This window comes from Streptomyces sp. CBMA123 (assembly GCF_014596465.1).
Lineage (GTDB): Bacteria > Actinomycetota > Actinomycetes > Streptomycetales > Streptomycetaceae > Kitasatospora.
The window spans coordinates 1-12,952 of sequence record NZ_MECK01000152.1 but is presented as its reverse complement, the minus strand read 5'-3'; the positions used below and the strand labels follow the sequence as shown (position 1 = coordinate 12,952).

Sequence of the window (12,952 nt, the reverse complement as noted above, 5' to 3'; positions counted from 1 at the left end):
ATCCGGACCGCTGCCGGCTGCGCGAGGTGGGCCGTTCCCGGGCCGGACGCCCGCTGCTGCTGCTCTCGGTGGACCGCGGGCCGCGCGCCGCCCTGGTGGTCGGCGGCCCGCACCCGAACGAGCCGATCGGCACCGCCGCCGCGGTCCGGCTGGCCGAGGTGCTGCTGGAGCGCCCCGCCCGGCCGGGCCTGTCCTGGCACCTGCTGCTGTGCCTGGACCCGGACGGCGCCGCGCTCAACGCCGGCTGGCTGGACGGCCCGCTCACCATGCGCCGCCACTACGAGCACTTCTTCCGCCCCGCCTTCGAGGAGCAGCCCGAGCTGCTGCCCGCCCCGGGGTCCGGGCGCCCGCCGATGCCGGAGAGCGTGGCGCTGACCGGGCTGATCGACGAGTTGCGCCCCTTCCTGCAGTGCTCGCTGCACGGGGTGGACTTCGGCGGCGCCTTCGTCCAGCTGACCGGCCCGGTGCCCGGGCTGGCCGAGCGCTTCGCCCGTTCCGCCGACCGGGCCGGCATCCCGCTGGACGTCGACTCCTACGACGCCATCGGCTGGTCCAGCCCCGCCCCCGGCACCTATCTGATGCCCGCGCCCGGCGCCTCCCGGGCGCTGCCGGACGAGCCGGAGCTGTCCACCTGGTCGTACGCGGCTCGGTACGGCGGGGTGACCGCGGTCCTGGAGGTCCCGATGTGGGCCGTGGACGCGGTCGGCGACGGCCGCACCCTCCCGGCGGGGCCGCGGGCCGTCGGCGAGGCCGCCCGTGACCTGACCGTCCGCACCGAACAGCTCACCGCGCTGCTGGCCCGCGTCCCGGCGCAGGCCCGGGAGGCGTACGGCCCGCTGGTGCGCACCGCCGAGTTCAGTCTGGCGGTGGCGCCGCGGGTCGCCGCCGAGTGGCTGGAGCTGTGGTGCCCCGGCCCGGTGAGCGTCTCCCGGGCAACCACCGCGGGGCTGGTCGCGGCCCGGCTGCCGCTGCGGGTCGCTTCGATCCTGCTGCGGCTGCTCGCCGATGTCCGCGGTCCGGCGGCGGAGGCCGCCCGGGAGCGCGCCCGCGCCGTCGTCGCGGACAGCCTGGAGCGGCTGCACCACCGCTTCGGCGCCCGCTGGGTGCCGGTGCAGGAGCAGCTGGCCCACCAGACCCGGGCGGTCCTCACGGCCGCCGACTGTCTGCTCCACGCCACCTGACGAACAGTCAACTTCCGATCGGGGCAACGCGAAGGGGCCGGCCCGGGAGTTCCCGGACCGGCCCCTGCCACTCGCCCGCTCAGGCCGCTATCGGCCGCTGGCTGCGTACTGCCTGGAGCAGCCCGATCCCGATCCAGACCGCGAACATCGAGGAGCCGCCGTACGAGACGAACGGCAGCGGGATGCCCGCGACGGGCATGATCCCCAGGCACATCCCGATGTTCTCGAAGGCCTGGAAGGAGAACCAGGCGATGATCCCGGCCGCCACGATCGTCCCGTAGAGGTCGGTCGCCTGACGGGCGATCCGGCAGGCCCGCCAGAGGATCACGCCGACCAGCGCGATGATCGCCAGCGCCCCGACGAAGCCCAGTTCCTCACCGGCGACGGTGAACACGAAGTCGGTCTGCTGCTCCGGCACGAACTGCCCGATGGTCTGCGTCCCGTGGAACAGCCCCTTGCCGGTCAGCCCGCCCGAGCCGATGGCGATCCGGGCCTGGGCGGTGTTGTAGCCGACGCCGTTGGGGTCGAGCTGCGGGTTGGCGAAGGCAGCGAAGCGGTCGATCTGGTACTGGCTCAGCAGTCCGAGCTTCCAGATCGCGATGCTCCCGCCGACACCGGCCGCGAGGATGCCGAGCACCCAGCGGTTGGCGGCGCCGGAGCCGAGCAGGATGCCCAGCACGATCGCGGACATCACCATGACCGACCCGGCGTCCGGCATCAGCAGGACCAGGCCCATCGGCAGGCAGGCCCAGATCAGGCCCCGGAACACCGCCCGGTGCGAGGGGAACTCGCGCTCCCCCGCGTCGACCTGGTCCGACAGCACGACGGCCATCGCCAGCAGGATGCCGATCTTCGCGAACTCGGCCGGCTGGACGGAGAAGCCGCCGCCGAGCTGGATCCAGGAGTGGGCGCCGTTGACGGTCGAGCCGAGCGGGCTGAGCGTCGCCAGCAGCAGCAGGATCACGCCGACGTAGACGAAGGGCACCAGGGTGCGGACCCGCCGTGCTCCTATCGCTATCACCACGGCGCACAGCACCAGGCCGATCACGAAGTTCGTCAGGTGCCGGTAGAAGAAGTACTGCGGGTCCCCGTGGGTGAGGTTGTCGCGCCCGCGGGTGGCCGACCACACCAGCAGCGAGCTGCCGAGCGAGAGGGCCAGGCCGGCCAGCAGCAGTATCCAGTCCAGGCGCCAGAGCGGGGAGTCCTTGGCCAGGGCCTTGGAGACCCCGCTGCGCTGCGGGCTCAGCCGCAGCTGCCGGTACGAGCCGTAGGAGGTCATGCCCGTCCCCTTCCCGGGCGGTTCGGTTCGAGCGCGGCGTCGGCCGCGGTGTACGACGCCGGACTGTCGGCGGGCGGCGCCTGGTCGAGGAAGGTCGTCGCCGGGTCGTCGTCCACCAGCGCGTACGCGGGCACCGCGGCCGCCTGCGCCGGGGCGGCGTCCAGCAGCGCCGGTGCCGCGACCGAGGCGCCCTGCGCCGGGGCGACCGGCCCCTGCACCGCGCCGGTGCCGTACGAGGCCGGCTTGATGATCGCGGTGCCGTCCGGGTTGAACTTCGGCAGCTCGCCCTGCGGCGCGGGCAGCAGCGCCTTGCTGTTGTCGATGTTGCCCTTGTCGTCCACGCCGTACAGCGCCTGGTAGATCCGGCGGACGGCGTCGCCGGAACCGCCGGAGCCGGTGCCGCCCTGGCTTATCGTCATGACGACCGCGTAGTCCTTGCTGTACGTGGTCAGCCAGGAGGTGGTCTGCTTGCCCTCGACCTCGGCGGTGCCGGTCTTGGCGTGCAGCTCGATCTTGTTCTGCGGCCAGCCGGCCCCGGCGAACTTCCAGGCGGCGGTGCCGCTGGTGATGACGCCGGCGGTGGCCTGGTCGATGTAGCTGAGCAGCTTCTGGTCACCGGGGAACTTGGCGTCCTCGTGCGGGGCGATCTCGCGGACGAGGTCTCCGCTCGGGCTTATCACGGCCTTGGCGATGGTCGGCCGGTAGAAGGTGCCGCCGTTGGCCAGCGCCGAGTAGATCCGGGCCATCTGGACCGGGGTGACGAGGGTGTCGCCCTGGCCGATCGCGAAGTTGACGGCGTCACCGGCGCGCATCTGGTAGCCGTCGACGCAGTTCTCCCGGGCGATCTGGTCCGAGAAGCTGTTGCCGCCCTTCTGCGCCTGCGCGCACCAGGCGTCCTTGTTGTTGTCGTAGAAGGACTGCTTCCACTGCCGGTCCGGCACCCGGCCGGGGACCTCGGCCGGCAGGTCGATGCCGGTCTTGGCGCCGAGGCCGAACTCGTGGGCGGTCTTGAAGAACCAGTCGCCCGGGTCCTTCTTCGGCTTGATGCCGCCGTCCTTCGTCCACTGGTCGTACGCCAGGCCGTAGAAGACGGTGTCGCAGGAGACCTCCAGCGCCTTCTCCAGGGAGATGGAGCCGAAGTTCTCGCTCTCGAAGTTCTTGAACTCGCGGCCGCCGATGGTCAGGCTCTTGGGGCAGGGGTAGTTGCCGTCCAGCGAGTAGCCGGCCTGCACGGCGGCGGTGGTGGAGACGACCTTGAAGGTCGAGCCGGGCGCGGACTGACCCTGTATGGCCCGGTTCAGCAGCGGGAAGTTGGAGTCCTTGCTGGTCAGCGACTGGTAGTCCTTGCCGCTGATGCCGCCCACCCACAGGTTGGGGTCGTAGGTCGGGGCGCTGGCCATGGCGACGATCCGCCCGGTGTGCACGTCCATCACGACGGCGGCGCCGGAGTCGGCCTCGTAGTTGCGGTTGGTGACCTTGTCGAAGGTGTTCCGGGCGTCGGCCATGGCCTGCGCGAGGTTGTCCTCGACGACCTTCTGCACCCGGGCGTCGATGCTGGTGACCAGGTTGTCGCCGGTCTGCGGGGCGACGGTGCCGGCGGTGCCGATCACCCGGCCGAGGTTGTCCACGTTCAGCTTGGTGATGCCGGCGGTGCCGCGCAGGTCGCGGTCGTACACCGACTCCAGGCCGGCCCGGCCGATCTGGTCGGCCGGCAGGTAGCGGTCCAGGCCGGTCTTGTCGGCGGTCTTGCTGACCTCGTCGTCGGTGACCGGCGAGAGGTAGCCGAGAACCTGGGCCATGTTGGCGCCCTCGGCGCCGGTGTAGCGGCGTACGGCGGTGGGCTGGGCGGTGATCCCGGGGAAGTCCTCGCGGCGCTCCATTATCTGCATCGCCTGCTGGGTGGTCGCCTCCTTGGTGACCGGGATCGGCTGGTAGGGGGAGCCGTTCCAGCAGGGCTGCGGGGTCTTGGCGTCGCAGAGCCGGACCTTCTCCTGGACGTCCTTGGCCGGCATGCCCAGCACCCCGGCGAGGCGGGCCAGCACCGCCTTGCCGCCGTCCTTCTGCTGCAGCATCGAGGTGCGGCTGACGGAGACGACCAGCCGGGTCTCGTTGCCGGCCAGGATCCGCCCGGAGGCGTCCAGGATCTCGCCGCGGACGGCCGGTTCGACCACCTCGCGGATGTGGTTGCCGGTCGCCTTGGCGGTGTACTCCTTGGCGTTGCGGATCTGCAGGTACCACAGCCGTCCACCGAGGGTGGCGAGCAGCGACAGCACCAGGATCTGCAGCACCACCAGACGGATCGTCACCCGCCGGGTGCGGCCGGTCTCGGGGATGTTGCTCACGTCTCGTGCGCTCCAGGGATGCGGGAGGGTCAGGAAGTCCGGGAACCCGGACGGGCCGACGGGCTACGGGCGCCGGGCGAAGCCGGGGATGCGCCGCTTCTTGTAGGACGGCCCGGTCGAGACCGAACGCGTGGTCCGGTAGCGGGCCAGCGAGCCCAGGCCGGGGCCGCCCTCGTCGTCGTCGCTGGCGGCGGCCACCGGGTCGCGGCCGAAGCGGCGGCCGAGCAGCATCACCAGCGGCACCACGAAGGGGGCCAGCAGCAGGTCGTACAGCAGCGCGCTGATCACCAGGCCGCCGAGGCCGACGTGCCGGGCCGCGGTGTCGCCGACCAGGGCGCCGACCAGCGCGTACAGCAGGGTGGAGGCGATCGCCGCGGCGCCGACCACCAGCAGCGCGCTGGAGACGGAGCGCTGGCGGCCGTGCTCGGGGCGCAGCAGCCCGGCGGCGTAGCCCATCAGGCAGAGCACCAGCGCGTAGCGGCCGATCGCGTGGTCGGAGGGCGGCGCGAGGTCGGCCAGCAGGCCGGCCGAGAAGCCGACCAGGCAGCCGCCGGTCGGGCCGTAGACCATGGCCAGGCCGACCACGACGAGCAGCAGTATGTCCGGGGTGGCTCCCGGCAGCTGGAGCCGTCCGAACACGCTGACCTGGAGGATCAGGCCGAGCAGGATCAGCACGGCGGAGACGGGGATGCGGGCGAGGCGCATGGCTCAGTTCCCCCCAGTGGGCTTGGCGGGCGGGGCGGAGGTCTGCGGCTGGGCGGCCGGGGCCTGGCCCTGCCCCGGAGTGGGGGCGGGCGGCAGTACGGCGTCGCGCGGGTCGGCGCGCGGCGGCACGACCACCACCCCGACCAGGTCCAGCCGGGTGAACTGGACGAAGGGCTCGACCAGGACGGTCTTGGTCAGCTGGCCGGCGTTGGCCTGCACCTCGGTGACCTTGCCGACCGGGACGCCGGGCACGAAGGGGCGGCCGCTCTGCGAGCCGAAGGTGACCAACCGGTCGCCGGCCTTGACCTGGGCCTTGCCGTTGAGCAGGGAGACCTTCATCGGGCTGTCGCCGCCGCCGGCGGCGAAGCCGATCTCGCCGCTGCCCTCCAGCCGGGTGCCGGCCGAGAAGCCGGGGTCGGAGGCGAGCAGCACGGTGGCGGTGGTCGGGGCGACGGTGGTGATCCGGCCGACCAGGCCCTGGCCGTTGATGACCGTCATGTCGCGGGTGAGGCCGTCGTCGCTGCCGGCGTCGATGGTGATGGTCCAGGAGAAGCCCTGGGCCGGGCCGATCGCGATGACCTGGGCGGCCTTGACGGTGTAGCCGCCGGCGCCGGCGGTGCGCAGCAGGTCGTCCAGCTGTTTGGTGCGCCCGGTGGCCATGTCGGAGGAGGCGAGTTTCTGCCGCAGTTCGGTGTTCTCGCGGGCGAGTTGGTCGCTGCGGCCACTGTCGGTGGCGGCGTCGCGGAAGGCGCGGACGGTGTTGGCGACCGGGTCCACCAGGGTGGCGGCGCCGCGCTCGACCGGGCCGAGGGCGCTGGCGGCCGCGTGCCGGGCCGGTCCGAGCGGGGAGTCCTCACCGCCCTTGATGTCCACGGTGATCAGCGCGAAGGCGACGGCCACCAGCAGGATGAGCAGCAGCCGACTCTCTCGTGTGTCCCTCACGGTGCTGGTACTGCCCCTTCGTACCTGGCGGCCGCCCGGGGCTGTGGGGCCCGGGCGGCGGCCCGTTCAGTTGAGTGTCGGAATGTGTCGTCGTGGTGCTAACGGCGCGGTGAGGCGTCCAGTACCTGCTGGAGCGCCTCGAACTCCTCGACGCACTTGCCGGAGCCGAGCGCGACGGAGTCGAGCGGGTTCTCGGCGATGTGGATCGGCATGCCGGTCTCGCGGCGCAGCCGCTCGTCCAGGCCGCGCAGCAGGGCGCCGCCGCCGGTGAGCACGATGCCGCGGTCCATGACGTCGCCGGCCAGCTCGGGCGGGCACTGGTCGAGGGTGGTCTTGACCGCGTCGATGATCGAGTTGACCGGCTCGTCGATGGCGGCGCGGACCTCGGCGGCGGAGATGACCACGGTCTTGGGCAGACCGCTGACCAGGTCGCGGCCGCGGATCTCGGCGTGCTCGTCCTTCTCGCCCTCCATGCCGAAGGCGCTGCCGATGCTCATCTTGATCTGCTCGGCGCTGCGTTCGCCGAGGAGGAGGGAGTACTCCTTCTTGATGTGCTGGACGATCGCGTTGTCCAGTTCGTCGCCGGCGACCCGGATGGACTGGGCGGTGACGATGCCGCCGAGGGAGATGACGGCGACTTCGGTGGTGCCGCCGCCGATGTCGACGACCATGTTGCCGGTGGCCTCGTGGACGGGCAGGCCGGCGCCGATCGCGGCGGCCATCGGCTCCTCGATGATGTGCACCTGGCGGGCCCCGGCCTGCGAGGAGGCCTCGATCACGGCACGGCGCTCGACGCCGGTGATGCCGGAGGGCACGCAGACCACGACGCGCGGGCGGGCGAGGTAGCGGCGGCGGTGGATCTTCAGGATGAAGTAGCGCAGCATCCGCTCGGTGATCTCGAAGTCGGCGATCACGCCGTCCTTGAGCGGGCGGATGGCGACGATGTTGCCCGGCGTGCGGCCGATCATCTTCTTGGCCTCGGCGCCGACCGCGAGGATGCCGCCGGTGTTGGTGTTGACCGCGACGACGGACGGCTCGTTGAGGACGATCCCCTTGCCCCTGACGTACACCAGCGTGTTGGCTGTTCCGAGGTCGATCGCCAAGTCGCGGCCGATGAACGACAGGTTGCTCGCCATGGGGTGTGGGTGCCTTCCCGGGCTCGGAGTCTTTTGGGGTGGACGGATGCGCGCCCACTCGTGGGCGGAGACCAGCTGAGCTGCCGTACCGGGCCCGTGAGTCGCGTCCATCGTAGTCACGCCGCTCGGTACGGACATCGACGCGGGGCATACCGTCCATTGTCCGGAGCGCGATCGCTTCTCCGAGCATTGGGACGCCGTGTCGGCGTCCCCAGTTCCCTATTTCACGATAAGAATGCCCCGGCCGGGCCAATGGTCCCGACCGGGGCGGTACGAACGTCCTGCCGGGCGTGTCGCCCGCCGGGTCAGGCGTTCGCGGGGAAGAAGATCTTGATCTCGCGCTCGGCGGACTCCGGGGAGTCGGAGGCGTGGATCAGGTTCTCGCGGGTGATGGTCGCGTAGTCGCCGCGGATGGTGCCGGAGCCGGCCTCCAGCGGGTTGGTGGCACCGGCCAGCATCCGGATGCCCTTCACGACCTCCTCGCCCTCGACGATCATCGCGATCGACGGGCCGGAGGTCATGAACTCCAGCAGCGGCTCGTAGAACGGGCGGCCGACGTGCTCGGCGTAGTGGTGCTCCAGGGTCTCCCGGTCGAAGGTGCGCAGCTCGACGGCGGACAGCTGCCAGCCGGCCTTGCGCTCGATGCGGCTGATGATCTCGCCCGCCAGGCCGCGGCGGACGGCGTCGGGCTTGAGCAGGACGAGAGTGCGCTGGGACACGGTGCGTCTCCTGGGGATTTGGTACGACATGCGGTATGGGGCAGAGGTTACCTTGCGTGAACGACCGGTCGGTGACCCCGCCCGAGCGGTCAGGCGGCCTGCGCCTCGGCGGCCGCGCGGGCGGCCTTGAACTCGTCGACCTTGCGGCCGTAGTGCACCGAGCACCACCACAGGCCGGCGAAGACCACGCCGAGGCCGAACATGGTCGGCAGCACGAAACCGCTGGCGATCAGGCCGATCTGCAGCGCCCAGCCGATCTGCACCGCGCCGGGGCGGTTGATCATGCCGCAGAGCGCGATGCACAGCGCCATGGCGATGCCGCTGACGATCCACACCGTGGCCGTCGAGACGCTGGAGAGCTGCATCGCGACCAGCGCCGCGAAGAGCACCAGCAGCGCCTCGCCGATCAGCGTCGAGGAGCAGAGCGTCCTCATGTCACTTCCTCCCGAGCAGCAGGCGGGCCTCGCCCACCGTGATGACCGAACCGGTGACCAGCACCCCGGCGCCGCCGAGGTCGCCCTCCTCCTCGGCCAGGGCGACGGCCGCGGCGATGGCGTCGTCGAGCCGGGGCTCGACCTGGACCCGGTCCTCGCCGAAGATCTCGACGGCCAGGGCCGCGAGCGCGTCCACGTCCATCGCGCGGTGGGTGGAGTTCTGGGTGATGACGACGTCGGCCAGGATCGGCTCGAAGGCCTCCAGCACGCCGGCCACGTCCTTGTCGCCCGAGGTGCCGATCACGCCGACCAGGCGGCTGAAGCCGAAGGACTCGGAGATCGCGGCGACGGTGGCCCGGGCGCCGTGCGGGTTGTGCGCGGCGTCCAGGAGGATCGTGGGGCTGCGGCGGACGATCTCCAGGCGGCCCGGCGAGGAGACGCCGGAGAAGCCCTGGCGGATCTTGTCGACGTCCAGCTGGCCGCCGCGGACGCCGCCGACGCCGAAGAAGGCCTCGACCGCGGCCAGTGCCAGCGCCGCGTTGTGCGCCTGGTACTCGCCGTGCAGCGGGATGAAGACGTCCTCGTACTCCTCGCCGCCGAGCCCGCGCAGCGTCACCAGCTGGCCGCCGATGGCGAGCTCACGGCGGATCACGCCGAACTCCATGCCCTCGCGGGCGACGGTGGCGTCCACCTCGACGGCCCGGCGCAGGATGACCTGGGCGGCGTCCAGCTGCTGCTGGGCGACCACGGCGACGGCGCCGGACTTGATGATCCCGGACTTCTCGCCCGCGATCTCGCCGGTGGTGTTGCCGAGCTTGTCGGTGTGGTCCAGTCCGATCGGGGTGATCACGGCCACGGCGGAGTCGATGACGTTGGTGGCGTCCCAGGAGCCGCCCATGCCGACCTCGACCACCGCGACGTCCACCGGGGCGTCGGCGAAGGCCGCGTAGGCCATGCCGGTCAGCACCTCGAAGAAGGACATCGGGACGGGCTGGGCGGCGTCGACCATCTGCACGTAGGGCTCGATGTCGCGGTAGACCTCGACGAAGCGCTCCGGGCTGATCGGGGCGCCGTCCAGGCTGATCCGCTCGGTGACGGACTCCACGTGCGGGCTGGTGTAGCGGCCGGTGCGCAGCTCGAAGGTGTTGAGCAGCTGCTCGATCATCCGGGCGGTGGAGGTCTTGCCGTTGGTGCCGGTGATGTGGATGGACGGGAAGGACCGCTGGGGCTGGCCCAGGATGTCCATCAGCGCCTCGATCCGGTCGAGCGAGGGCTCCAGCTTGTTCTCCGGCCAGCGCTTGGAGAGCTCCAGTTCGACGTCGCGCAGGGCGTCGCCGGTGCTGTCGTCGGCGGGGCGGAGGGTGTACGGATTCGGGTCGGCCTTGTCGCTCACGACCACAGTCTACGGAGCGTCGGCGGTCCGTCCTCACGGGGTGATGGCGGGGGTGTCGGCGGGGGTGAGAACGACCACTTTGCCCCTGCTTTGCCATGATCATCTAGTTTTATCTCTTTACTATTGTTTTGGCGAGTTTGAACCGCAATGAAGCATCGATTCGCAACTACAAGGAGCCGCACACCTTTGATCACGAGGAGCACCGCGCCATGCCCGACGCCCTGCACGACTGGATCGTGCTCCGCCAGGACGCCGTCGTCTGGTTCGCCGGACTGATCTCCCTGGCGCTCGTCGGCTACATGGCCTTCGTCTTCGGACGCTTTCTCGTGTACTGGGCCGGCTCCCGCCACGCCTTCCGGCACAACCGGCCGGCCGCCCCCGGCGACCCCACCGCCTTCCAGTGGCACCTGGTCATCCCCTGCCGCGACGAGGAGGCCGTGGTCACCCAGACCCTGGACGGCCTGCGGGCCGTCGCGCCCGAGGCCCACCTGTGGGTGATCGACGACGACAGCGAGGACGCCACCCGCGACCTCGTCCTCACCGCCGCCGCCCGCGACCCGCGGATCCACCTCGTCCAGCGCCGCCGCCCGCACGCCCGGATCGGCAAGGGCGCCGCGCTCAACGCCGCCTACCGCGAGATCTCCGCCTGGCTGCCCGCCTCCACCGACCGCTCCCGGGTGGTGATCGGCGTGGTCGACGCCGACGGACAGCTCGACCCCGGCACCCTCGGCCAGGTCTCCAACCCCAAGGCCCTCGGCCGCCCCGACACCGGCGCCGTGCAGATCGGCGTACGGATGCGCAACGCCGACGACGAGCGCCCGCTGCCCGGCCGCGGACGCGCCGCCAACGCCTTCGCCCGCGCCCTGGTCCGGATGCAGGACGTCGAGTTCCAGGCCAACAACGCCGGCATGCAGCTGCTGCGCCGCCGCACCGGCAGCGTCGGCCTCGGCGGCAACGGCCAGTTCGTCCGGCTGGCCGCCCTCGACACCCTCACCGCCGAGGAGGGCCGGGCCGGCCGTCCCTGGCCCGAGCGCGCCCTGCTGGAGGACTACGAGTCCGGCCTCGACCTGCGCCTGGCCGGCTGGCGGCTCACCCACGTCACCGAGGCCCAGGTCTCCCAGGAGGGCCTGATCTCGCTGCGCCGCTTCCTCACCCAGCGCACCCGCTGGGCCCAGGGCAACATGCAGTGCCTGCGCTACACCGGCCGGGTGCTGCGCTCACCGCACTACACGGCGTCCGGCAAGGCCGAGGTGCTCTACACCTTCCTGCAACCGGTGGTCTGCGTGCTGCTGGTGCTGCTCTTCCCGCTCTCGCTCGCCATCACCACCGCCGGGCTGGTGCTCTTCCCGGCCGAGACCGCCGAGTTCCAGCTCCGGTTCGGCCCGTGGATGCTGCTCGCCTTCGTGCTCGCCACCGTGCCGATGGTGTTCTGGGGCTTCGCCTACCGCAGGCTCGTCCATCCGGACCGCAGTCGGCTCACCGGACTGCTCTGGGGCATCCTGGTCTGGCTCTACGCCTACCACCTCTTCGTGGTCGCCTCCCGGGCCGCCGTACGGCTGGTGCTCGGCCGCAACGGCTGGGCCAAGACCCGGCGCAACGCCGAGAAGGTCGCCGTCGGCGACCCGACCGCGCTCGAGTCCTGAGCCGCCCGGCCGTCTCGCCCCCGGCCTCCGAGCCGCCGCCCCCGCGCCTCCTCCCCCACGTCACCCGGAGCCCCCATGAGCATGTGCCTGCCCCCGAACAGCGTCGCCGTCGTCCTCGGCACCCGCCCCGAGCTGGTCAAGCTCGCCCCGCTGATCCACGAACTCGGCGACGCCACCCGTCTGGTGCACACCGGCCAGCACTGGGACGAGGCGATGTCCGGCCGCTTCCTGCGCGACCTCGACCTGCCGGAGCCGGAGCTGCTCACCGGCGTCGGCGGCCGCCCCCGGGCCGGCCAGATCGCCCAGTCGCTCGGCCAGCTGGACGCCGCCTTCGCCGAGGACCGCCCCGCCGCCGTCGTGGTCCAGGGCGACACCAACGCCACCCTGGCCGGGGCGCTGGCCGCCAACGCCCGGGAGATCCCGCTGGTGCACGTCGAGGCCGGGCTGCGCAGCTACGACCGGGCGATGCCCGAGGAGCACAACCGGGTGATGGTCGACCACGTCTCCGACCTGCTCTGCGCCGCCACCGAGGACAACGTCGCCAACCTGCGCGCCGAGTCGCTCGACCGGGGGCGGATCGAGCTCACCGGCAACACCGTCGTCGAGGTGGTCCGCCGGCAGCTGCCGGACGGGGCCGCCCGCGCCGCACTGCTCGCCGCCCACGGGCTGCGCCCGGACGCCTACGTGCTGGCCACCGTGCACCGCCCGGAGAACACCGACACCGCCGAGGCGCTCGGCGCCGTGCTCGCCGAGCTGGACCGGATCGCCCGGGCCGGCACCCCGGTGCTGTTCCCGATGCACCCGCGCACCCGGGCCGCCGTCGAGCGCTTCGGGCTGGTCACTCTGCTGGAGCGCCTGGCCGTCACCGAGCCGGTCGGCTACGGCGACTTCCTGGGTCTGGCGAGCCGCGCCGCGCTGCTGGTCTCCGACTCCGGCGGCGTGCAGGAGGAGTGCACCGTACTCGGCCGTCCGCTGCTGGTGGTGCGCCGCTCCACCGAGCGACCGGAGGCGGTGGAGGCCGGCTTCGCCGCGCTGGTGCGGCCCGGGGAGGAGCTGGGCGAGCTGGCCCGCGCCTGGCTGTCCGACACCCCCGAGCGGCTGGTCCGCCTCGCCGCCACGCCGAGCCCGTACGGCGACGGCCGCGCCTCGGCCCGGATCGCCGCGCTGACCGCCGCACT

Annotated in this window: 11 protein-coding genes; 3 read left to right on the top strand and 8 right to left on the bottom strand. The window is 72.1% G+C overall.

From position 1 onward, the window contains the following. A partial coding sequence (locus BG452_RS18660) for a M14 family zinc carboxypeptidase (protein WP_188305462.1) occupies nt 1-1,181 on the top strand: 1,181 nt, incomplete at its 5' end. A gap of 79 nt (nt 1,182-1,260) precedes the next feature. Here the strand turns inward: BG452_RS18660 and rodA are convergent. The 8 genes from rodA to folC all read right to left on the bottom strand — a co-directional run bounded on the left by rodA (nt 1,261) and on the right by folC (nt 10,131). Then, nucleotides 1,261-2,460, bottom strand: a complete 1,200-nt coding sequence (gene rodA / locus BG452_RS18655; RefSeq protein WP_188305461.1) for a rod shape-determining protein RodA — start codon at nt 2,458-2,460, stop codon at nt 1,261-1,263. Then, nucleotides 2,457-4,802: a penicillin-binding protein 2 gene (gene mrdA, locus BG452_RS18650; RefSeq protein WP_188305460.1), complete on the bottom strand. Its 2,346-nt coding sequence runs from the start codon at nt 4,800-4,802 to the stop codon at nt 2,457-2,459. The genes rodA and mrdA overlap by 4 nt, the downstream gene beginning before the upstream one ends. A gap of 63 nt (nt 4,803-4,865) precedes the next feature. Further along, complete coding sequence (mreD, locus tag BG452_RS18645; protein ID WP_188305459.1) at nt 4,866-5,507, bottom strand: rod shape-determining protein MreD; 642 nt, start codon at nt 5,505-5,507, stop codon at nt 4,866-4,868. A gap of 3 nt (nt 5,508-5,510) precedes the next feature. Then, the gene (gene mreC / locus BG452_RS18640) at nt 5,511-6,449 is read right to left on the bottom strand and encodes a rod shape-determining protein MreC (RefSeq protein WP_188305458.1); all 939 of its coding nucleotides are present in this window, start codon (nt 6,447-6,449) and stop codon (nt 5,511-5,513) included. A gap of 98 nt (nt 6,450-6,547) precedes the next feature. Then, complete coding sequence (locus BG452_RS18635; RefSeq protein WP_317621116.1) at nt 6,548-7,573, bottom strand: rod shape-determining protein; 1,026 nt, start codon at nt 7,571-7,573, stop codon at nt 6,548-6,550. 317 nt (nt 7,574-7,890) lie between these two features. Then, nucleotides 7,891-8,304, bottom strand: a complete 414-nt coding sequence (gene ndk, locus BG452_RS18630) for a nucleoside-diphosphate kinase (protein WP_188305456.1) — start codon at nt 8,302-8,304, stop codon at nt 7,891-7,893. Between the two features lie 89 nt (nt 8,305-8,393). Next, nucleotides 8,394-8,738 (bottom strand): DUF4233 domain-containing protein, encoded by a 345-nt coding sequence (locus BG452_RS18625; protein WP_188305455.1) that lies wholly within the window; start codon nt 8,736-8,738, stop codon nt 8,394-8,396. A gap of 1 nt (nt 8,739) precedes the next feature. Continuing rightward, nucleotides 8,740-10,131 carry a bifunctional tetrahydrofolate synthase/dihydrofolate synthase gene (gene folC / locus BG452_RS18620; RefSeq protein WP_188305454.1) on the bottom strand — a complete coding sequence of 464 codons (1,392 nt, stop codon included), beginning with the start codon at nt 10,129-10,131 and terminating at the stop codon, nt 8,740-8,742. 209 nt (nt 10,132-10,340) lie between these two features. On the opposite strand from folC, the gene BG452_RS18615 reads away from it, so the two are divergent. Beyond that, entirely contained in the window at nt 10,341-11,774 is a 1,434-nt protein-coding gene (locus tag BG452_RS18615; RefSeq protein ID WP_223242395.1) for a glycosyltransferase, read from the top strand. Between the two features lie 81 nt (nt 11,775-11,855). Beyond that, nucleotides 11,856-12,952, top strand: a 1,097-nt coding sequence (gene wecB, locus BG452_RS18610) for a non-hydrolyzing UDP-N-acetylglucosamine 2-epimerase (protein WP_188305463.1), incomplete at its 3' end; no start/stop codon positions are given.